16 protein-coding genes and 1 pseudogene are annotated in these 19125 nt (G+C 66.8%); 8 read left to right on the top strand and 9 right to left on the bottom strand.

The genetic code is table 11. The features are described 5' to 3' along the window. Positions 1–882 (bottom strand): SbmA/BacA-like family transporter (locus RSO01_RS40645; protein WP_147156312.1); only part of this gene is annotated, 882 nt, incomplete at its 3' end. Further along, positions 875–1657, bottom strand: a complete 783-nt coding sequence (locus RSO01_RS40640) for a Crp/Fnr family transcriptional regulator (protein ID WP_246159153.1) — start codon at positions 1655–1657, stop codon at positions 875–877. The genes RSO01_RS40640 and RSO01_RS40645, both read right to left, overlap by 8 nt. Positions 1658–1838: 181 nt before the next feature. Here RSO01_RS40640 and RSO01_RS40635 point away from each other — a divergent pair, with 181 nt between their 5' ends. After that, positions 1839–2852 carry a sensor histidine kinase gene (locus RSO01_RS40635; protein WP_170303737.1) on the top strand — a complete coding sequence of 338 codons (1014 nt, stop codon included), beginning with the start codon at positions 1839–1841 and terminating at the stop codon, positions 2850–2852. Between the two features lie 419 nt (positions 2853–3271). Here RSO01_RS40635 and RSO01_RS40630 read toward each other — a convergent pair whose 3' ends face one another. Then, a complete protein-coding gene (locus RSO01_RS40630) occupies positions 3272–3493 on the bottom strand; it encodes a hypothetical protein (RefSeq protein WP_147156310.1) in 222 nt (73 codons plus the stop codon). A 522-nt stretch (positions 3494–4015) separates the two neighbouring features. Here RSO01_RS40630 and RSO01_RS40625 point away from each other — a divergent pair. From RSO01_RS40625 to RSO01_RS40615, 3 genes are all read left to right on the top strand, one after another. Further along, on the top strand, positions 4016–4237 hold the full coding sequence (locus tag RSO01_RS40625) for a DUF3606 domain-containing protein (RefSeq protein WP_170303736.1): 222 nt from the start codon (positions 4016–4018) through the stop codon (positions 4235–4237). A gap of 232 nt (positions 4238–4469) precedes the next feature. Then, complete coding sequence (locus RSO01_RS40620; RefSeq protein ID WP_147156308.1) at positions 4470–5201, top strand: hypothetical protein; 732 nt, start codon at positions 4470–4472, stop codon at positions 5199–5201. A gap of 170 nt (positions 5202–5371) precedes the next feature. Further along, complete coding sequence (locus RSO01_RS40615) at positions 5372–5665, top strand: hypothetical protein (protein WP_147156307.1); 294 nt, start codon at positions 5372–5374, stop codon at positions 5663–5665. A gap of 74 nt (positions 5666–5739) precedes the next feature. Here the strand turns inward: RSO01_RS40615 and RSO01_RS40610 are convergent, their stop codons facing one another. The 4 genes from RSO01_RS40610 to RSO01_RS40590 all read right to left on the bottom strand — a co-directional run bounded on the left by RSO01_RS40610 (position 5740) and on the right by RSO01_RS40590 (position 9583). Further along, the gene (locus tag RSO01_RS40610; RefSeq protein WP_147156306.1) at positions 5740–5997 is read right to left on the bottom strand and encodes a hypothetical protein; all 258 of its coding nucleotides are present in this window, start codon (positions 5995–5997) and stop codon (positions 5740–5742) included. A 220-nt stretch (positions 5998–6217) separates the two neighbouring features. After that, entirely contained in the window at positions 6218–7195 is a 978-nt protein-coding gene (gene argC / locus RSO01_RS40605; protein WP_147156305.1) for an N-acetyl-gamma-glutamyl-phosphate reductase, read from the bottom strand. Between the two features lie 232 nt (positions 7196–7427). After that, entirely contained in the window at positions 7428–8309 is an 882-nt protein-coding gene (locus RSO01_RS48380; RefSeq protein WP_170303735.1) for an SEN1984 family lipoprotein, read from the bottom strand. Positions 8310–8395: 86 nt separating this feature from the next. Next, entirely contained in the window at positions 8396–9583 is a 1188-nt protein-coding gene (locus RSO01_RS40590) for an adenylate/guanylate cyclase domain-containing protein (RefSeq protein WP_170303734.1), read from the bottom strand. 106 nt (positions 9584–9689) lie between these two features. On the opposite strand from RSO01_RS40590, the gene RSO01_RS40585 reads away from it, so the two are divergent. From RSO01_RS40585 to RSO01_RS40570, 3 genes and pseudogenes are all read left to right on the top strand, one after another. Next, entirely contained in the window at positions 9690–10184 is a 495-nt protein-coding gene (locus RSO01_RS40585; protein WP_147156301.1) for an L-2-amino-thiazoline-4-carboxylic acid hydrolase, read from the top strand. A gap of 108 nt (positions 10185–10292) precedes the next feature. Further along, a pseudogene (locus RSO01_RS49810) lies at positions 10293–13178 on the top strand (autotransporter outer membrane beta-barrel domain-containing protein). Between the two features lie 373 nt (positions 13179–13551). Continuing rightward, the gene (locus tag RSO01_RS40570) at positions 13552–16389 is read left to right on the top strand and encodes an autotransporter outer membrane beta-barrel domain-containing protein (RefSeq protein ID WP_147156298.1); all 2838 of its coding nucleotides are present in this window, start codon (positions 13552–13554) and stop codon (positions 16387–16389) included. 135 nt (positions 16390–16524) lie between these two features. On the opposite strand, the gene RSO01_RS40565 is transcribed toward RSO01_RS40570, so the two are convergent. Together RSO01_RS40565 and RSO01_RS40560 are read right to left on the bottom strand one after the other, a co-directional pair. After that, positions 16525–17094, bottom strand: a complete 570-nt coding sequence (locus tag RSO01_RS40565; protein WP_246159152.1) for a YdcF family protein — start codon at positions 17092–17094, stop codon at positions 16525–16527. Between the two features lie 29 nt (positions 17095–17123). After that, positions 17124–18545, bottom strand: a complete 1422-nt coding sequence (locus tag RSO01_RS40560; RefSeq protein ID WP_147156296.1) for an alpha/beta fold hydrolase — start codon at positions 18543–18545, stop codon at positions 17124–17126. Positions 18546–18620: 75 nt separating this feature from the next. Here RSO01_RS40560 and RSO01_RS40555 point away from each other — a divergent pair, with 75 nt between their 5' ends. After that, positions 18621–19085, top strand: coding sequence for a methylated-DNA--[protein]-cysteine S-methyltransferase (locus RSO01_RS40555; protein WP_147156295.1), 465 nt, complete (start codon positions 18621–18623; stop codon positions 19083–19085). The last annotated feature ends 40 nt before the right edge of the window (positions 19086–19125 follow it).

The following is a 19125-nucleotide window of genomic DNA, read 5'->3' as shown; positions in this document are numbered from 1 at the left end:
TCCGACCAGCGGCGCCAGCAGGGTGTTGCCGTGGGAGACATAGGTCGTCCGCATGTATTGCCAGCACAGGTGTCGCCATTGCCGCATGACGTCGCGCAAGGACGAGCCGACTTCCGCCTCCGTCGCTTCGGCGTCGGCCGCGGACATGCGCGCGCCGGTGCGTTCGCGCAGATGAGAGACGACGTATTTCAATTCGGACTCGGCCTGATTCTTCGACTCGATGATGCCGATCATGCGACGGCCGACGAACATCAGGGTGCCGGTGGTCAGGACCGCGTAGGTCACCGCGGCAACGACCAGGTAACCCGGGATGATCAATTCGACGCCCAGCACGGCGACATCAAGGGCGCCGCCGACGTGCCACAGCACGACGACAAAGGTCGCGGCCGTCAGCACCGCGGCGAGCAGGCCGATCACGAGATCGATCGGCGCGTCCGTGGCCAGCCGCGCATCCTCGGCGATGCGATACTCGGCGTTCTGGTGCTCGCCGTTCCACAGATCGATGCGGCGATAGCGCTCATCGCCCAGCCAGGCGGCAATCAGGTGCCGGCTGACCCAGGCGCGCCACGAACGCTGGAAGGTCATGCGGCCCCACACCGCCGTCACCGCGAGGCCGATGCTGAGCGCCGCGAACAGCGCCAGCAGATGGGTCTGATGCCAGATCTCGCCGCCATCGCGCAGCTCGAGCGCATTGAAGAAGTCGCGATTCCACAGGTTGAGGCGGTACTGGATAAGGAGCTGCAGCACCGTGATCACGACCAGAAGCGCGACGAGTCCCCAGGCGAGCCGGGCCGTGGGGCCGTGCCAGAAGCCGCGCGCGCTCTTCCAGAACCGACCGAGCACGTGATGGCGCCGGAGCACCTGCAAGCCGACATCAAGCATCGCCGGACCATCGCTGGCGCGGCGGCGCCGAGCGCCGGGGTGGACCGCCGAGCAGGCGATCGAACTCGCGCCGGGAAAGGTCGTAGCACTCGCAGGCGCGCGCCCGCAGGCCGCGGCGATCGAGGATGGTGACGATGCCGCGGTTGTAGCGGATCAGCCCGGCGCGCTGCAGGGTGCCCGCTGCCGCCGATACGCCGGTGCGCTGCACGCCCAGCATCATGGCGAGGAACTCCTGGGTCAGCAGAAATTCGCCGGACTGCATGCGGTCGTGCGTCATCAGCATCCAACGGCAGCAACGCTGCTCCAGCGTATGGAAGTGGTTGCACGCCGCCGACTGCGCGACCTGGTTGAACAGCGCATGGGCGTAGCGCAGCATCACCAAGCGCATCGAAGCGCTCCGCGCCAGCTCGGCGCTAAAACGCGCCGCCGTCATGCGCAGGCCGGCGCCGGGAACCTGGACATAGACGCTGGTCGGCGCGCGGTCGTCGCCCAGCAGCAGCGGCAGGCCGACCACGCCCTCGTTGCCGATGGTGCCGACCTCGGCGGCCTGGCCGTTGACCATGGTGTTGACGAGCGAACCGACGCCGGTCTCGATGAAATAGACGAAGCCAAGCCGCTGGCGCGCGCGATAAAGCGACTGCCGATAGCCCAGCGGAACACGTTGAAGATGCGGCTGGAGGCGCCGGTAATCGCTGGACGACAGCAAACCGAGCAATCGGTTGACTTGGGCGTCCGCAGCCATGTGCGTGGTCGCCAACGTGTTGTTCCTTTTCATCGTGCGCGATCAGTGCCGGCATCTTCCGGCAGATCGCGCTTCTTTCGGGGAGTGGACGCCCGAGGGCATTCACTACGTGCTGAAGTAACGCATGCGTGCGCCATCAGATGCCGCAGTCGAGGCGATTCGTGCGTTAGCCGGCCAAAGTTGGACCATCACTGTTCAATATGAGACACCCTGTATGCCCACCGCCGGACATATACCGTCCGGTAGCCGACATTGTGTCTGGACTCCTCGGGGAAACAGGCGCGTTAATAGGTTCCCTCGCGCAAACAAAAAGACGCGCCGGACAACAGATCGGCGGACGATCGCCCAAAGCGACGGCTTCAAACAGCATCGATGCAGCCTGGCGGATGTCCGCCACGGCTCTCAGACGGCAGAGATCCAGCCCAAGGGCTGGGAAAGTGAGGGCATCATGCCCCTCGGAACCGTCCCCTTAAGCGCACGTGTCTCCTCGCTGCTCGGCTTCGCAGACACGGAGCGGCGCACGGCCGCAAGCTACGAACGCGAGCTGGCGGAGCACAGAGTTACGGAAAGCGAGCTGCGAAAGGCTGTCGCCCGCGACGAGGTGCTGCTTCGCCAGAAGGACAACTCGATCCGCCAACAGAAGATGTTGACCGAGGAGTGCCATCACAGGCTGTTGAACAACCTGCAGATGATCGTCGCCCTGCTGTCGCTGCAAAGCCGCAGGGAGGCCAATGCCGAGGCCGCTTCGCGCCTGTCGATAGCGGCCGACCGTGTGCAGGCGATCGCGGGCCTGCACCACCATCTCCATTCCATGGACGGCACGCCGACCGTCGACTTCAAGCCATACCTCGATCGCCTCTGTCGCGACCATTCGACGATGTCGATGTCGGAGGAGCGCCCGGATCAGTTCCTCGTTGTCGAAGCGATCGAGCTCAGGCTGCCGACCACAATCGGCATCCCGCTCAGCCTCATCGTCAACGAGCTGATCACCAACGCGCTCAAGCACGGCAAGGGGCGAATCACGGTGACGCTCGCGCCCGCCGGCAAAGGCCATGCCCTGTCGGTGAGCAACGACGGCTCCGAACTGCCGGAGGGCTTCGACCCCAGGGCCTGCAAAGGCCTGGGAATGAGCCTGGTGTCCTCGCTGGCCGAGCAGATCGGCGGTGAACTGCGGATCGATCGCGGCGATGCCGGCGACTGCACGAGATTCTCCGTGCTGTTCGCCTGATTTTCCCCCCCGGAGCAGTCGTACCGTACTCCGGTCGCTCCCCTCGGGACCGCCGCGAGCACTCTCTCACGCAGGCGGTCCCGAGGGCGAGCAATCATTCCGCCGCCGGTCATCTACGACAACGCGCCTGGATTCACGATTCGCATCCAGTAGAATAGGCGCGCACGAGTACGGAAGCGGCGGGCAGTAATGCCCGCCGTCTTCTTTGCGCGCGCGGCCAGCGTAGATGGCTGATGGTCGACCAGAGCGAAAGGACTGCCCGTCTTCTGATACGGCATTGTACTACGCGACAGATGGCGAACCCCGTTGGTGGGTGTTGCCGATCAAGCTGCATGCCCCAACAAAAGAAGCCATCGCGGTCGCCGTCGCCCAAGACTGGATGATCGATCGCGGCGACAGCGTCCGTTATCGCGGCGCCGTCAGTCCGGTTTTTCCTCGAAATCGTCGGGCACCCGGACGCTTGTTCGCAATGCAACCGCTTCCGCCTCCAGTTCGGCGGCTTGCCTGTCCAGATCCTTGGCAAGCTGCACCATCTGCACCTGGTCCTGGGGGGACGACGCAAGGCGCGCGAGACGACGGGCGCGATCGGCAGTGTTCCTTCTCCTGCGGGCTTCCGCTTCCAACTCGGACGCATGGTTCATTTCCAACCCGTGGCGCGGACCCACCCGGCCGACCGCTTGTCATCGGAAGTCCTAGGCGCGTAGACCTTCAACGAGAGCGCCCGGCCTTTCCCGGATGCCCAGCTCAGCGTCGGGGGCCATACAAGAGGCAGGCCGATGCCCTCGCACAAGCGCAGCAGCAAGCTCAACACCAGCCGACCCATAAGGCTCCTCCAAACGCTCCCTTGCTTGGCGTCCAACGCCTGCCACCTGGAAGAGCTGCAGCGCCGCAACGATGTTCAACTCCTGTTGTAATCGCGACACAGGACGGGGCTACCTCATGGAGCGGGTCTCCGCCTGCACGCACCCAGGGTCGGCGCGTGAACGCACTGCAGTGACTGCACTACGGCTAAGCCGCTGCGCCGAGGGTTTCATGTACAAGCGAGTGCGTGGCCTATCACAATGCCGGGCGTTGCATAGCGCTTCCTGCGGCGTGCAGCTATTACACGCGGTCACAGAAGGCGTCAGATGCCTGTCGCTCTCGGGAGCAGGGAGGAGACCTCGATGGCCCACTACCCCAACAAGCGGGGTCCACCTGATGCGATCGAGATCGAATTGGCAGATGACGGTGAAGTGGATGATATGCGCAGCTGGTGCGAGCACTTTGCCTGCACACCCGAACAGCTCCGGGCGGTGGTCGGAAAAGTGGGGCCGGTAAGGAAGGACGTGCATGCCCTGCTGACGAGGATGGGCTGGACGAGCCGCCCTCATGTTGAGCGAGATTGAGGCCGCCTGCTGACGAAGGAGTCGAAGGTCTTCTTTGTCGACGACGGCCAATGCCGGCGCCGGCGCGTCGTTGCAGAGCTGGTCAAATCGGACGGCAAAATGCCTGTTGCCGACGCGTTGACGGCTCTCAGCTGCGATGGGCGTGAGCACGAGATTTATTCGTCAAATATGCAACTTTCCCGTGTCCTCCGCGTTGACGCGATGACCATTCCCGGAAGGAACACCCCATTCAATGCGCGTTAGGATTCTAGCGACGATATCGCTCGGCCTGCTCTCGGCCGCGTGCCAGGGCAGCTACAGCCAGAACGCGCCCGGCGCCGCGGCGCCGGCCTATGGCAACACTTACCAGTCCTCCAGCGCGGCCTGCGCCGACTACGGCTTCCACGCCGGCACGACGAGCTTCAACCAGTGCGTCGCCCGGGAGCAGCAAGCTCGCGCCACCGGCCGCGTGAACCGCGACTACGCTGCCACCCAGTTGACCGCGGATGCGCGCAGCGCCTGCAGCTCGTACGGCCTCGCTGGCGGGACGGCGTCCTACGATCGCTGTGTCAGCCGCGAGGTCGACGCCCGCACCTACCGCGACGGCGTAGCTCAGCCGGGTCCGGCCTACTACACGGACCAGAACGGCAACCGCGTCGATGCCCAGGGTTATCGCGTCGACGCCAACGGCTATCGGATCGCCAGCCAGGCGTCCCCGTACTACCCGTCGGCCTCCCCGACCTATCCAGGCCAGCCGGCCCCGACCTATCGCATGGACCAATACAACAATCGGGTCGATGCCGAGGGTTATCAGGTCGACAGCAGTGGCCGCCGCATGCCCGTCCAGGGCCTGTACGACACGCCGGCTCCCCAGGTCTCTTCGCAGGCGGCCTCGCGCGACGAATTCGGCAACCGCTACGACGCGCAGGGTAACCGCGTCGATGCGAGCGGCCGCGTCATCGGCACGCCGCAAAACCGATACTAGAGCGGAATGCGATCAGGTGATGCTTGTTTCACAGGGCGCGATGCATCCAGGTGATTCCACCTGGGTGCATCGTGCTTTAGGTGATTGATCGCAGGCCCCGGTCGGCTTTGTTGCACGTCTCAATCTGCATCGCACTCGGCTGCGGTCTCGTAGTGGCCGATTCAGCAATCATGGCTGCAAGTCCGGAGAACAAGATCAAGGCAGACGCGGTGGTCTGCGTCACCAAATCGGGAATTGAAGCCACCCGCGCGGACATGAACGCCAAGCAGCTTCAAAGTCTGGGTTGCCCTACCGCGCCGACAAGCCTTCGCTTCGATGTTCTGCCGCCTTCAGTGGCGTGCGATCGTTACCTGTTCGTGGCGGCTACACTACCCGACAGAATCCTGCGGTATTGGATCAGGCGCGACGAACTTGATGCCCAAGCGCTCAACGTCGCTGACGACGAGGGGAGCTGCCGGGAGTGAGCAACCCTGGCTGTCGAAATGCAGATATCTCGAAATATGGGCGGCGTTCGGTAGCGCCAGGCCTTGGTTGGCCATCAGGCGGCGTCGGCCGCCACGGCCTCGGCAAGCTCGTCCGGCAAGACGGAGACGACCTCGCGGGTACCACCGGGCACGGAATCGGCCGGCATATGGAGCAGGGTGGCCACCCGCCGGAACGCGATGAAGGAAAGGCCCGGGATCTGCTCTTCCTCCACGACCAGCCGATAGGTGCCCGCGGGTTGGGCACCGTCGAGTGCCGCCAGCGTGAAGGGCCGACGGAAGGTCACCGTCGTCTCGGTGGTTCGGATCGACATGCGCTGCCTCCCCTCTCCGGCAAGCCGGAAGTGCCATACATTCAACAGTCGGCACGGGCCGATGGTTGCCAGGCCGAACCGTACTGGCCTCGGCCGATACGAAGGCCGGCAGCCTTGCCCTGGTCATTTCCAGGACATCAGCTCGTCCGCCGGCTTTCGTTCTCGCTGTCGGTGAACTCTTCCCGAAAGTCGTTCGCGAAGCGCGATGGCTTCGACCGTGTCAGGCCGCGACCGCGAGCCCCGTCGTCTCGTCGACGCCGGTCTTGAGGTTGATGCACTGCACCGCCGCGCCCGACGCGCCCTTGCCGAGATTGTCGAGCGAGGCCACGGCCAGGATCTGCTCCTCGGCCTCGTTGCCGTAGACGGCGAGTTCCATGGTGTTGGTGTCGACCAGCCGGTCGGCCCGCAGGAACCGGTCGCGCTCCAGCCACTTGCGGTCGGCGAGCGGCCGCACCGGCACGAAGGTCTCGCCGGCGTAGTAGTCGCTGAGCACGTTGTGCACGTCCTTGGCGCTCACCTTCCTGGCCACGATGTCGCGCGTGATCGGCACCGTGATCAGCATGCCCTGGGCGTAGTGGCCGACCGACGGCACGAACATGGGGGCGTGCTTGAGATGGGAGTACTTCTTCATCTCCGGCACATGCTTGTGCGTCAGCTCCAGCCCATAGAGGCCGAACGGCTCGACGCCGGGCTGCTCGTGGACGGCGATCAGCTCCTTGCCACCGCCGGTGTAGCCCGAGACGCCGAACACCGCGGGCGTGCTGTCGGCGCGCACGATGCCGGCATCGACCAGTGGCCGCAGGATGGCGATGGCGCCGGTCGGATAGCAGCCTGGGTTGGAGATGCGGTTGGAATCGAGCAGCTTCTGGCGATGGTCCTTGGCCATCTCGGGGAAGCCGTAGGTCCAGCCATCGGCCACGCGATGGGCGGTGCTGGCGTCGATCACCACGGTGTCGGCGTCGCCCAGGGCCGCCACCAGCTCCTTGGCCGCGGCGTCGGGCAGGCAGAGCACGGCGATGTCGGCCGCCTTGGCGATCTCGGCGCGCTTGCCGAGGTCCTTGCGGTCGGCCATCGGCAGCTCGAGCAGCTCGATGTCCGGCCGGTCCTTCAACCGGTCGAGGATCTGCAAGCCAGTGGTGCCGTGCTGGCCGTCGATGAAAATTTTCGTCCTGTTGGCGTAGGTCTTGTTGCTGGTCATGGTCTTCTCTCTCGCAAACTTTTAGGCCTTGGGAGGGGCCGACTGGAGAAGAAGGAAGGGATGGAAGCCGCCTGATCTCTCCAGCGGCTTCGATACGGCGCGTTTGTTACGCGCGCGCGTCTTTACACCGCTTCGAAAAGCGGCGGCGTCGCGACCGGAGGGGAGCGAACGGCATCATGGTGGGCGCATATTTCATCGCGGGCCCCCGATGTCAAGGGTCCGGCGCCAGGGGTCAGGCGTTGCCCGACCGGACGCAGCTGCCCTGGTCGAAGAAGGTGTTGGCCGGGGTGTTGAGGAAGGGGCCCGTGATCACGAGGCTGTTGTCCGGCCTGAGCGTGAAGGTCGTGAGCCGGTCGCCGCGCGGGTTGACCGCGGTGAAGGTGAGCGGGCTGGTCTTCACGACGGTGGCCGGCGCATTGGCGTAGTTCACCACGGTGATCGAGCGGTCGGCGGCGACCACGAAACTGATGGAATAGCGCCGGTCGGAGCCGTTCAGCATGCCGCAGGTCCAGCGGCCGGGCTCGATCGAGGCCAGGGTCGGCGCGGGGCCGGCGGGTGCCGACGCAACGACGGGCGCGGGCGCCCGGGCGGGCTTGGGCGCCGGCGCGGCAGGTGCCGGAGCAGCGGGTGCCGGCGCGGTGGGTGCGGCGGCCGGCGCCGCTGCGGCCTCGGTCGACGGCGCGGGCGAGGTCGAGATCTGCGGCGTGTTGCCGGTCGTGCTGCTCGAGGAGGCGAGGTTGCGGCGCACCGCCTCGTTGGTCTCGCGCATGGAGTGGCGCACCACCACGTTCTGCGCGTTGAACAGGATGACCAGCTCCTTCTTCTGAACGTCCTGGCCGCCGACGAAGGCGCCGACATAGGGGATGAAGTTCTCTCCCTTGGCCGTGGCTCGCGCCCAGCGGTAGGTCCAGATCTCGTTCTGGGCGTCGGCGAAGGATGTGGTGCTGGGCGGCCCGTAGATGCGCTCGACGTCGGCGCGCGTGGTGCGGCCGTCGATGATGAGCTGGTTGACGGTGTTGGCATCCTGCTGGCGCAGCACGTCGTTGCCAGAGCTGGCGCAGGCCCCCAGGGCGATGCCAAGGGCGGCAATGCAAGCCAATGATTTCAGCGTCATCCTGTCCCCCCTGCACTACTATAGCGAGCATCCGCCACGGCCGGCAACGGCTGGCCGAGCGATGCGGTGCGCCTGCAGGAATGCCGCTACGACGCGGCCACGGCCAGGATGGGCATCGGCGTATCGAGCCCGCGCAGCACGTGCTCGCCGACAGGGCGCCAGGGACCGGCGACGGCGGCGGCGAAAGGCGCCGTCGCCAGCACCGGACAGGCGAGCTGCTTGGTCAGGTCCTGCACGCGGACGACCTCGTTCACTGCCGAGCCGACCACGGTGAACTGCAGGCGCTCGGGCACGCCGACATTGCCGTGGATGACCTGGCCGAGATGGAGCGCGATGCCGAAGTCGAGGGGCAGGTTGGTCGATGGATCGGTCGCGCCCAGCCGACGGCGCGCCTCGTGAGCGGCGGCGAGCGCGCGACGACAGGCCTCCTCCGGCTGCGCCTCGACCCGGAACAGCCCCAGCACCGCATCGCCGATCAGCGAGACGACCTCGCCGCCCGCGTCGAGCACGGCCGACGCCGTCATCTCGAAATAGCGGCCGAGGAGGTTGAGAAAGTCATCGGCCGATAGCCGGTCGGCCAGCGTCGTCGATTGGCGCAGGTCGCTGTACCACAGCGCCGCCGTGATCTTCTCGCCGTCGCCGCGCCGGATCGATCCGTTGAGCACGGCATCGCCGGCGCGTTTGCCAAGGTAGGCATGGGCGACGTTGTGCGCGACGCTGCGCTCGATCCGCGACTTCATCGCGATGCCGAGCTCGCGGGTGATGCGCTGGAGCTGCACGATCTCGTCGTCAGTGAAGCCCAGGGCGCGGTCGGCGAGCCACGAACAGATGACGCCGGTGCGCGCCGCGCTCTCGAAGGCGACGAGGAACACGACATAGTCGGTGCCGCCCACGGCGCGGAACTCCTCGAGCTCCGTAAAATCGAACAGGGCCGTCTCGCCGGTCAGGCGGCGGCGCAGGACAGGCAGGCGGTGGGCCAGGGCATGGCCGAAGGGACTGCGATCGAATCGTTCCTGACCCGTGACGTCATCGGGGCGGAAGAGGCTGACCACGGTGCCCTTGTCGGCCGTCCAGCTTATGGCGCTGGCGTCATAGAGAGGGTGGAGTATCCGGAAGCCGACCTGGCCGCGCAAAATCGGAAAGCCGACGGCGCGCAGGCGCTGACACAGGGCGGCATAGAGCGCCGCCGGCTCGGAATCGAGCAGCGCCTGCTCGGCCAGCCATGCGCTGATGGTGCCGCCCAGTACCGTCGAGGCTGTCGCTCGGGTGTCCATCGCGGGCGACCTTAATGCGCTCCCCCCTCGCTGCATACTCGGCTTTTCCGGCGTAGTAGAGTCGGGCACGCGTCGTTGCCCTCTTCGCCGAACCAGCGAGCCAGCCATGAGCCAGAGCCCTGCCGTTTCCGCCCATCCTGAAGGCCTCTCCATGCTGGAGAAGCGCCGGATCGAGGCCGAGATCCTGAAGGAGGTCTACCTCACCCTGAAGGAGAGTCACGGCGAGGAGGTCGCCAGGAAGACGATTGCCGAATCGGTGCGCCGCTCGGCCATCGAGCAGGCGCGCGCATTTGCGGCGGCGGCGCCGGGCGGCACGTCGCTGAAGGCGTTCCAGGACGTGATGCCGCTCTGGACCAAGGGCGGCGCGCTCGAGATCGAGGTCAAGGAGCAGGGCGAGGAGGCCTTCACCTTCAACGTCGTACGCTGCCGCTACGCCGAGACGTACAAGGCGATGGGCCTGGGCGAGATCGGCCATCTGCTGTCGTGCAACCGTGACGGTGCGTTCTGCGAGGGCTACGACCCCAAGCTCAAGCTCAAGCGCACGCAGACCATCATGCAGGGCGCCAGCCACTGCGACTTCAGGTACACGTACGAGAAATAGCGTCCGAAGTGGAGAGATGACGGTAATAGGCTGCAGGTTTCCTGCACCTTCTGTTACACTGACACGCGAAGAAGAAGCCTGAAACGGACGCGTTGCGTGGGGGAGTAGATGGTCATCGGTATCGGCAGGATTCGCGTGGCAGCCTGGCTGGCCGCACCGCTGCTTTGTGCTGTCTCCACGGCAGCGCTGGCTCAGGCACTCAACTACACGACCTTCGGCAACCCCGGCAGCGTGGTGACCACGGTCACCGGCATTCGCGGCAACGGCATGACGGGCGACTTTACCACCGGTACCGGCGGTGCCACAGCCGGCGTGCTCTACACCTTGCCATCGCTCACCCCGGCGCCCTACCCCAACGCCTCGGCCCCACCCGTCAACTTCACCGGCGCCACCACCAACACGCCCTACGGGCTGAGCTTCGGCTCGGCCAGCGGCATCATGCGCGGCACCGGCAGCTACAAGACAACGGCCAACGGCAGCGGCGATCTCGGCTATCTTTTCGACGGCGCCAACGCGCCTGGCCAGCAGCTCACGACCCTGATCGGCGGCCCTGGCGCCTTCAACACGATCGGCCATTCGACCTTCGGCAATCAGCTCGTCGGCAACTGGGACATCGGCAACGCCAACGTCGGCAACGCCTTCCTCTACAATATCGCCACCGGCACGATGACGACGATCAACCGGCCCGGCCCCTACACCAGCACCACCGCCTACGGCGTCTACGGCAACCGCATCGCCGGCGGCTCGAGCCTCGGGCCGGGCCTGTCGCGCGCCTACATCCTCAACCAGGACACCGGCGTCTACACCGACTACGACGCGCCCGGCGCCGCCCCCGTGGTCACGCATTTCGAGGGCATCACCGGCGGTGGCCGCTCCAACACCTACAACCTGGTGGCCGATTCGGTTGACGCCAACGGCGTCGTCAGCGCCTGGGTCGTCCATATCGACGCGAACGGGGCGGCGACCTGGATCCCGCTCGCCGTGCCGGGCGCCAGCACGACCTCGGCCAACTCGATCTACGGCAACACCGCGATCGGTGTCTACGTCCTGAACGGCGTGACCAGCGCCTTCATCACCACCATTCCCGGCATCTACAATCCGATCACCAACAACGGCCCGCTGTCGATCGGCACGCCGGGGGCGACGGCGCTGCAGGGCATCCAGGGCGACGACATCGTCAACAACGGCACGGTGACGACGACCGGCGTGGGCAGCGTCGCCATCAACATCAACACCTACGGCGTCGTCACCAACAACGGCACGATCTCCGTCAGCGGCGCCGGCAGCAGCGGCGTGGTGATGAGCGGCAGCTTCAGCTCGCTTTTGAACTACGGCACGATCAACGCCGCGCCCGGCACCGCCGCGATCCTGGCCGATTCGACGGCATCCGGCAGCCTGGTGTTCAACACCGGCACGATCAACGGCCAGGTCGTGGTCAATGCCGGGCCGTACGTGCGCTTCGAGAACAGCGGCTGGATGGGCATCACGGCGGCGGGCGCCGGCGTCACCCACCAGATCAGCGGCACCTTCGCCCAGACCTCGGCCGGCACCTTGTCGCTTCGCGTCGCGCCGGGCGGCGTCTCCGACCAGCTCGTGGTCAACGGTGTGGCGCGGCTCGCCGGCACGGCCCAGGCGGTGTTCCAGCCCGGCACCTACAGCCCCAGCACCTATACGCTCCTGACGGCGACAGGCGGCCTCACCGGCACCTTCAGCTCGCTCGCGACGCAGAACCTGCCGGCCTTCCTGTCGGCCAACCTGGGCTACAGCGCCAACAGCGTGACGATGAGCCTGCAGTCGAACATGGCGCAGCTGGCCGGCGTCACGGGCAACCAGAAATCCGTCGCCAACGTGCTCGACTATGCCTTCAACTCAGGCAGCGGGCTGAACCTGGTGTCGAGCCTGTACGGGCTGTCGGGCAGCCAGGTCGGCCAGGCGCTGACCGTGCTGTCGGGCAGCAACGCCAGCGTCGGCATCTCCTCGTCGATGATGGCGGGCGGCCAGTTCGCCTTGCTGCTGTCGAACCGCGCGGCGACGCGCCAGCAGAGCGCGCCCCAGAGCAGCGCGCAGTCGGCCGAGCTCGCCGCAGGCTGCGGTAGCGGCGAGGTGCAGGCCTGTGATCCCGCGCCGAACTGGAGCGCCTGGGGCAACGGCTTCGGCAGCCAGCAGTGGCTCAACGCCGAGTCCGGCACGGCCGCACCGGCAGCGCAGCAGGGCATCCTGGGCGGCGCCTTCGGCGGCGACTATCGCATCGGCCCCAACACACTGCTCGGCATCGCCGTGGGCTTGAGCGATTCGAGCTACTGGGTGGGCGCCACCGGCGCCAACGGCCGCGCCACCGGCTTCCATGTCGGCCTCTACGGCAGCCAGGAGTGGGACAGCTTCTATCTCAACGCCACTGCCGCCTACAGCCGCTTCGACGGCAACTCGACTCGCCCCATCGCGGGCGTCGGCACGACCGAGACGGCGAAGTCGAATGTCATCGCCAACCAGCTCGCCGGCCGCGTCGAGGTGGGCCGGCCGTTCGTGCTCAATCCCGACGAGCCCAGCCGCTACAGCGTCACGCCCTTCGCCGCCCTGCAGCCGGTCTAGCTGTGGACGCCGGGCTACAGCGAAACGAGCGTGACGGCGTCGGGCGCGCCCGGCATGTTCGCGCTCTCCTACCAGCCGCAGAGCACGACCTCGCTGCCCTTGTTCCTCGGCGCGCAGTTCGATGCAGCAACCGAGATCAAGTCGCGGCCGGTCTCGGCCTGGGTGCGTGCCGCCTGGGTGCACGAGTTCCTGCCCAACCGCAACGTCACGGCGGGCTTCACCGTTCTGCCGGGCGCCACCTTCACCGTCGACGGCGCGAAGGCCGCGTACAATGCCGCTCGCATCGACATGGGCGTGAAGTACGCGCTGGGCGAGCAGACCTTCCTGTTCGCCAACGGCGGCGCCGAGCTGTCGGACCGCGGCCAGACGATCGGCGGCACGATCGGCTTGCGCTTCGTCTGGTAGCGAAGCGCCGAGCGAAGAACTGCAATTTCAAATCCTCGTACTGCAAGTAACGCGCGTTAGTTGCAGTAGATCGCCGTCATCCCCTCATCCGCACCGATGTGGATGCGAAAACGTGAGCGCTGCGCGCGTTTCTCCGTCTAAAGCGACAGCGTTCGTGCTAGATTAATTCTTGGGGAGAGCCGCAGTGTACAAGACGGCGCTTGCTTTGATTTGCGGCCGGTCGGATAGGCGATCGGCATTGGGGAATACCCAGGACACGGAAAGCACCGTGCCAGCGGCCGCGGCGTGCCTCTCCATGCACCATCAGCCTCAACGCGATCGGACTGTCCCTCACTCGGGAGTTCTCGGCGTTTAGACATCATCGGGGGAGACGATGAAGGCAATCAAAGCGGCCCTGCTCGGCACTGTGTACGCCGTGCCGGTGGTCGTCGCGCTGTCGACGACGGCCAAGGCGCAGACCAGCGTTCAAGTGATCCAATACCAGAACGCCCAGACCACCGGCGCCACCGGCCTGCGCGGCGACAACATGACGGCGAGCTATAATTTCACGGGCGGCACCGGCGGGCTGCTCTATCGCCTGTCGACCGGCACCTTCTATCCGCTGCCGCAAGCGACGGCCAATGGCTCCAACTATCCCGGCGCGATCAGCGGCCAACCCTACGGCCCGACCTTCGGCGAGCTGGGCGGCATCCTGAAAGTCACCGGCACCTTCATCCCGGCCGCCGGCCAGCCCGACAGCAGCTACACCTTCGACAGCGCCGCCGCGCCGGGCCAGCAATACACCACGATCAACGTGCCCGGCGCCGCCAACACCATCGCCCACAGCCAGTTCGGCAACCTGGTTGTCGGCAACTTCAACACCACCACGCCGGCCGGCAGCGCCTTCATCTTCAACGGGGCGACCAACACCTTCTCGACCTACACCAAGCCGGGGGCGGTCAGCACGTCGGCCTACGGCGTCTGGGGCAACGCCATCGCCGGCGGCTACACCGATCCCGGTCCCGGTGGCCTGGGCCATGCCTACATCCTGAACCAGACCACCGGCGTGTACACGCAGTACGACGCGCCCGGTGCGACCGTCGCCACACACTTCGAGGGCATCAGCGCCGGCGGCCGCGCCGGCGAATACAACCTGGTCGCAAACTCGCTCGACGTGGGCGGTGGCTTGCATACCTGGGCGGTGCACGTCGATTCGACAGGTGTCGCCACCTGGACCGAGGTCACCGTGCCTGGAGGGACAAACCCCACGGGCAACTCGGTCTACGCCGACAAGGTGATCGGCATCGTCACGTTCGGCGGCACCGTCAAAGCCTACATCGCGACCGTCGCCGGCTTCTACAATCCGGTGACCAATAGCGGCACGCTGATCGCCAACACCACCGGCGCCACGGCCATTTCGGCGACCAACGGCGACGACGTCCTCAACACCGGCACGGTCGTGGCGAGCGCGCCGGCCAGCACGGGCATCGCCTCGGGCACCTTCGGCGTGATCGACAACCGCGGCACTGTCGTCGCCAGCGGCACCGGGTCCACGGCGGTGCAGATCAACGGCACTCTCGGCTCGTTCATCAACACCGGCGTGGTGGCCGCGACCAGCGGCGCGGTTGCGCTGGGGACCGGGCCCACGGCGTCGTCCCCGACCATCGTCAACTATGGCACCATCGACGGCCAGGTCATGGTCGGAGGCGGACAGTTCACGCGCTTCCAGAACAGCGGCTGGATGGGCATCAGCGCCGTGGGCTCGGGCGTCACCCACGCGGTCAGCGGCGTGTACGCCCAGACCTCGGGCGGCATCCTGGCGCTGCGCGTCGGTCCGACGACGTCGGACAGCCTGCAGGTGAACGGCGCGGCACGCCTGAACGGCACGGCGCTGGCGAACTTCCAGCCGGGCACGCTGGGCACGAGCTATACATTGCTCTCGGCCACCGGCGGCTATACCGGCACGTTCAGCACGCTCGCGACACAGAACCTGCCCGGGTTCCTCAGCGCCAGCCTGAGCTACGGCGCGAACAACGTGACGCTCAATCTCACGTCGGGCTTCGCCAACACCTCGGGCCTGGGCGGCGACCAGATTTCGGTCGGCCGCGCGCTCGACAGCACCTTCAACGCCGGCGGCGGCCTCAGCGCCATGCCGGCGCTGTTCAACCTGCCGTCGAGCCAGATCCCGGCGGCCCTGTCCCAGCTCTCGGGCGACAGCGCCAGCCTCAGCCAGACCGCGGCCTTCGCCGCTGGCGCACAGTTCACCAACCTGATGAGCGGCCGCTCGGCCACGCGCCGCGCCGAGGAGCTGGCGCAAGCGCCCTGCACGGCCAAGGCCGAAGCCAACACCTGTGAGCCGCCGTCGAACTGGGCGGTGTGGGCCAACGGCTTCGCCGGCACGCAGTGGCTCAACGCCGATTCGGTGACGGGAGCGCCGGCCTCGCAGGCCAGCGTCGCGGGCGGTGCGTTCGGCGCCGACTATCGCCTCGCGCCCAACGCGCTGGTCGGCCTCGCGGTCGGCCTCAGCGACAACACCTATTGGATGCCGACCAACAACGCGACGGGCCGGGCAACCGGCACGCATGTCGGCCTCTACGGCGCCTACGACTGGTCGGGCTTCTATCTCAATGGCGCGATCGCCTACAGCCGCTTCGACGGCAACGCCACGCGCGTCGTCACCGGCATCGGCACGACCGAGACCGAGAGATCCTCGGGCGTCTCCAGCCAGATCGCCGGCCGCGTCGAGTTCGGCCGGCCGTTCAACGTCAGCGAGGTGACCGGCGGCCAGGTCGCGGTCACGCCGTTCGTCGCCCTGCAGCCGGCGCAGCTCTGGACGCCCGGCCTGACCGAGACCAGCTCGGCGCAGAGCGGCGGCTCGGGGGTGTTCGGCCTGACCTACCAGCCGCAGGCCACGACCTCGCTGCCGTCGTTCCTCGGCGCGCAGGTCGATGCCCAGACCGAGATCAGCGGCCGGCCGCTCACCGCCTGGGTGCGCGCGTCGTGGGTGCACGAGTTCCTGACCGCGCGCAGCGTGACGGCGGGCTTCCAGGTGCTGCCCGGCACCAGCTTCACCGTCGACGGCGCGCGCGCCGCCAGCGATGCGGCCCGCATCGACATGGGCGTGAAGTACATGCTGGGCAGCCAGACCTCGCTGTTCGCCAACGGCAATGTCGAGCTGTCGGGCCGCGGCCAGGCCCTCGCGGGAACGGTCGGGCTGCGGTTCACGTGGTGACTATGGAAAGCGACGCTCGGGGAAGAGGTCGTCGCACTCGTCGAGCTTGATCGAGAAGTAGGGCGCACGAAAGCGGGCGCGCTCGATGGCCTGCTCCTGCCAGCTGATCCTGGCGGATTCGTAGAATCAGCGCCTCTAGCCTGGTGACCAGTCGGCGATGAAGCCCTGCGCCTTGTAGAGTGCAATTTTGTGCCATTCGGCCAGCACGCGCTCGCGGAACAGCGGGTCGGTGTGCCAGCGCTCGACCGGCGCGCCGTAGGGATTGACCGTCACCAGCATCTTGGCGACCTCGGGCCAGTGGCGCTGCAAGGTCATCGGATAGCGCCGCGCCGTGCAGATCTTGCCGAGGCAGATCACGCTCTTGATGGTGTGACGGCCGAGCGCCGCGTCGATCACTGGCAGGGAGAAGATGACGTTCTCGCCGGTGTTGGTGGCGCGATGCTCTTCGAGGATCAGGTCGGCCGGCACGCCGCCCGCCACCATGCCCTCCTTGATGACGGAACACTCGGTGCGCGGGTTACCTTGCGTTGCGCCGCCGCTCACGATGGCGTGGCGGAACAGGCCGCGCTGCCAGAGGTCGACCGCAGCCGCGATGATCTCCTGCTCGCCGCGGCGCTGACCGAACACGAACAGGAGGTCGGCGGGCTCGAGCGGCGTCGCGATCAGATGCTCGGCCGTGATACGGGCGATGTCGTCGTCGGTCATTGCCCACGTCATGACGGTGGGGATGCAAATCAATTCAAAAACTCGGCCACCACCAGGTGGTTTTCCTTCACCGGCCAGGTGCGGGCCGGGATGGTCTCGTTGTTGAACACCGCCAGCACGGTGCGCGGGCCGGGCTCGAAGGCGAGCTTGCCGGTCGAGGCGCCGGGCACGCCGTCGTTGATGCCGGGCGGCACCTTGCCGTCGAGGCTGAACTTGTCGCGGCCGATGCCGAAATAGCCTCTGGGCCGGCTCATGGTGACGACGGCCGCCGCCTGCTCGTCGCCCTTGGCGAAGACGCCGGGCCTGAGATGCACCACGTCGCTCGAGCGCAGGAACGGCGAGCGATAGGTGTGGGTGATGGGTTGCGCCGCCATGTGCAGCACGAACTCGTAGTAGGCGTCCGACTTGCCGATGAACGGACCCCACACGCCGTCCTTGCCGGTCACCTTGCGATGCGCCGGCGTGGTCGTCTTGCGCTCGCCGGTCTTGACGTCGACTTCGAAGATCTCGACCTCGGCCTCGGCCACGGGAAGGTTGGTGTAGACGCCGCCGTCGGAGACGCCGGTCACCTTGCCGTTCAGCACTGGCAATGGCTCCTGGGTGATGAACAGGTTGCCGGGCGGCTTGCCGGTGATGAACTCGAACATGGCGCCGAAGGCCAACTTGTTGAACGCCACCTCGCGATGGTCGAGGCCGTCGAGGATGACGTTCTTGGCGCCGCGCAGCTCGGAAGAGTCGTAGCTCACGCCCGTGGGCTTGCCCGGCGCGCCGACGAAGCGGCCGTCGGGCTGCGAGTACTTGTCGTTGGTGTCGGAGCGAATCGCCATCATCTCGACGCCGGGGATGAGATCGTCCGGCCCGGCGTTGAGATCCTTGAGGAAGCTGTAGGCGCCGTTGAACTCGCTGCCGACCAGCACCGCGCCGAGGCCGCTGTCGGAATTGATGATGCCCTTGTTGGGCGTGCCGCACAGCACCGCATGGCTCACGAACTGCGCGCCGCCGCCATTCTTCAGGAACGACCGGATGGCGTTGCCGCCGCGCGAAGAGCCGACCAGCGCCACCTTGCGCCGGTTCGTCGTCTTCAGCACCTGCTCAACGAAGGCGGCGAGCTCCTTCATCTGCTCCTCGGCCGAGGAACGGAAGAATTCGGGCTTGGCATCCTCGCGTCGCGCGTTGGGATAGGCGAAGTCGATGGCGAAGAGCTGGTTGCGCTTGAAGCCGTTGGCCTCGAAACGCCAGAAGTTGTTGATCCAGAGCGCGCTCGAATCGCCGTTGCCATGCACGAAGATCACGACGGGACCGGTATCGGCGACTGGCGGACGCGGCGGCGGTTGGCGCGGCGGCGGGGCCGGTCGCGGCGGTGGCGACGGTTGCTGCTGGGCGAGCGCCATCGCCGGCGCCAGTGCCGCAGCACCACCGAGCAGACCGCGTCTTGTGATTCGCGACGTCACCGACGCTCTCTTTCTCCCCCACGCATCCTGGCTCCTACATTGGCAAAAGCCGGCGGCCGACGCTACGCTCGGTTCATGACGATTTGTTACGTCGACAGCCCGGTCGGCCGGTTGGCCATCGAGGCGGATCACGACGCCGTGACCGCCGTGCGGTGGGCCAGCTCCGGTGAGCAAACGTGCGACAAGTCGACCAGCCCGATCCTGAAGGAAGCGGCGCGTCAGCTCGACCGTTACTTTGCCAAGAAGCTCGAGCGCTTCGACCTGCCGCTCGCCGCCCACGGCACCGATTTCCAGAAGCGCGTGTGGGCCGCCATGTGCAACATCCCCTACGGCGAGACCGCGACTTACGGCGGACTGGCGATGGCGTTGGGCACGGGCCCGCGACCGATCGGCATGGCCTGCGGCCGCAACCCGATCCCCATCATCCAGCCCTGCCATCGCGTGCTGGGCAGCGGCCGCAACGAAGGTGGCTTCTCCGGCGGCAAGGGATTGCCGACCAAGCGGCAGCTGTTGGCACTGGAAGGCGTCGTGCTTTTTTAGTCCTTTTCTTCCGGACCGCGCGCATCCTGCGCGCTCATGA

It is taken from the genome of Reyranella soli, assembly GCF_007992495.1.
Classification (GTDB): domain Bacteria; phylum Pseudomonadota; class Alphaproteobacteria; order Reyranellales; family Reyranellaceae; genus Reyranella; species Reyranella soli.
This window is presented reverse-complemented; position numbering and strand designations above follow the sequence as displayed.

Coding starts and splice junctions, on each gene's coding strand:
- RSO01_RS40590 (WP_170303734.1), bottom strand. CDS start 9,583: ATGGACACCCGAGCGACAGCCTCGACGGTACTGGGCGGCACCATCAGC.
- RSO01_RS40555 (WP_147156295.1), top strand. CDS start 18,621: ATGACGATTTGTTACGTCGACAGCCCGGTCGGCCGGTTGGCCATCGAG.
- RSO01_RS40585 (WP_147156301.1), top strand. CDS start 9,690: ATGAGCCAGAGCCCTGCCGTTTCCGCCCATCCTGAAGGCCTCTCCATG.
- argC (WP_147156305.1), bottom strand. CDS start 7,195: ATGACCAGCAACAAGACCTACGCCAACAGGACGAAAATTTTCATCGAC.
- RSO01_RS40635 (WP_170303737.1), top strand. CDS start 1,839: ATGCCCACCGCCGGACATATACCGTCCGGTAGCCGACATTGTGTCTGG.
- RSO01_RS40630 (WP_147156310.1), bottom strand. CDS start 3,493: ATGAACCATGCGTCCGAGTTGGAAGCGGAAGCCCGCAGGAGAAGGAAC.
- RSO01_RS40610 (WP_147156306.1), bottom strand. CDS start 5,997: ATGTCGATCCGAACCACCGAGACGACGGTGACCTTCCGTCGGCCCTTC.
- RSO01_RS48380 (WP_170303735.1), bottom strand. CDS start 8,309: ATGACGCTGAAATCATTGGCTTGCATTGCCGCCCTTGGCATCGCCCTG.
- RSO01_RS40625 (WP_170303736.1), top strand. CDS start 4,016: ATGGCCCACTACCCCAACAAGCGGGGTCCACCTGATGCGATCGAGATC.
- RSO01_RS40620 (WP_147156308.1), top strand. CDS start 4,470: ATGCGCGTTAGGATTCTAGCGACGATATCGCTCGGCCTGCTCTCGGCC.
- RSO01_RS40640 (WP_246159153.1), bottom strand. CDS start 1,657: ATGAAAAGGAACAACACGTTGGCGACCACGCACATGGCTGCGGACGCC.
- RSO01_RS40565 (WP_246159152.1), bottom strand. CDS start 17,094: ATGACCGACGACGACATCGCCCGTATCACGGCCGAGCATCTGATCGCG.
- RSO01_RS40615 (WP_147156307.1), top strand. CDS start 5,372: ATGGCTGCAAGTCCGGAGAACAAGATCAAGGCAGACGCGGTGGTCTGC.
- RSO01_RS40570 (WP_147156298.1), top strand. CDS start 13,552: ATGAAGGCAATCAAAGCGGCCCTGCTCGGCACTGTGTACGCCGTGCCG.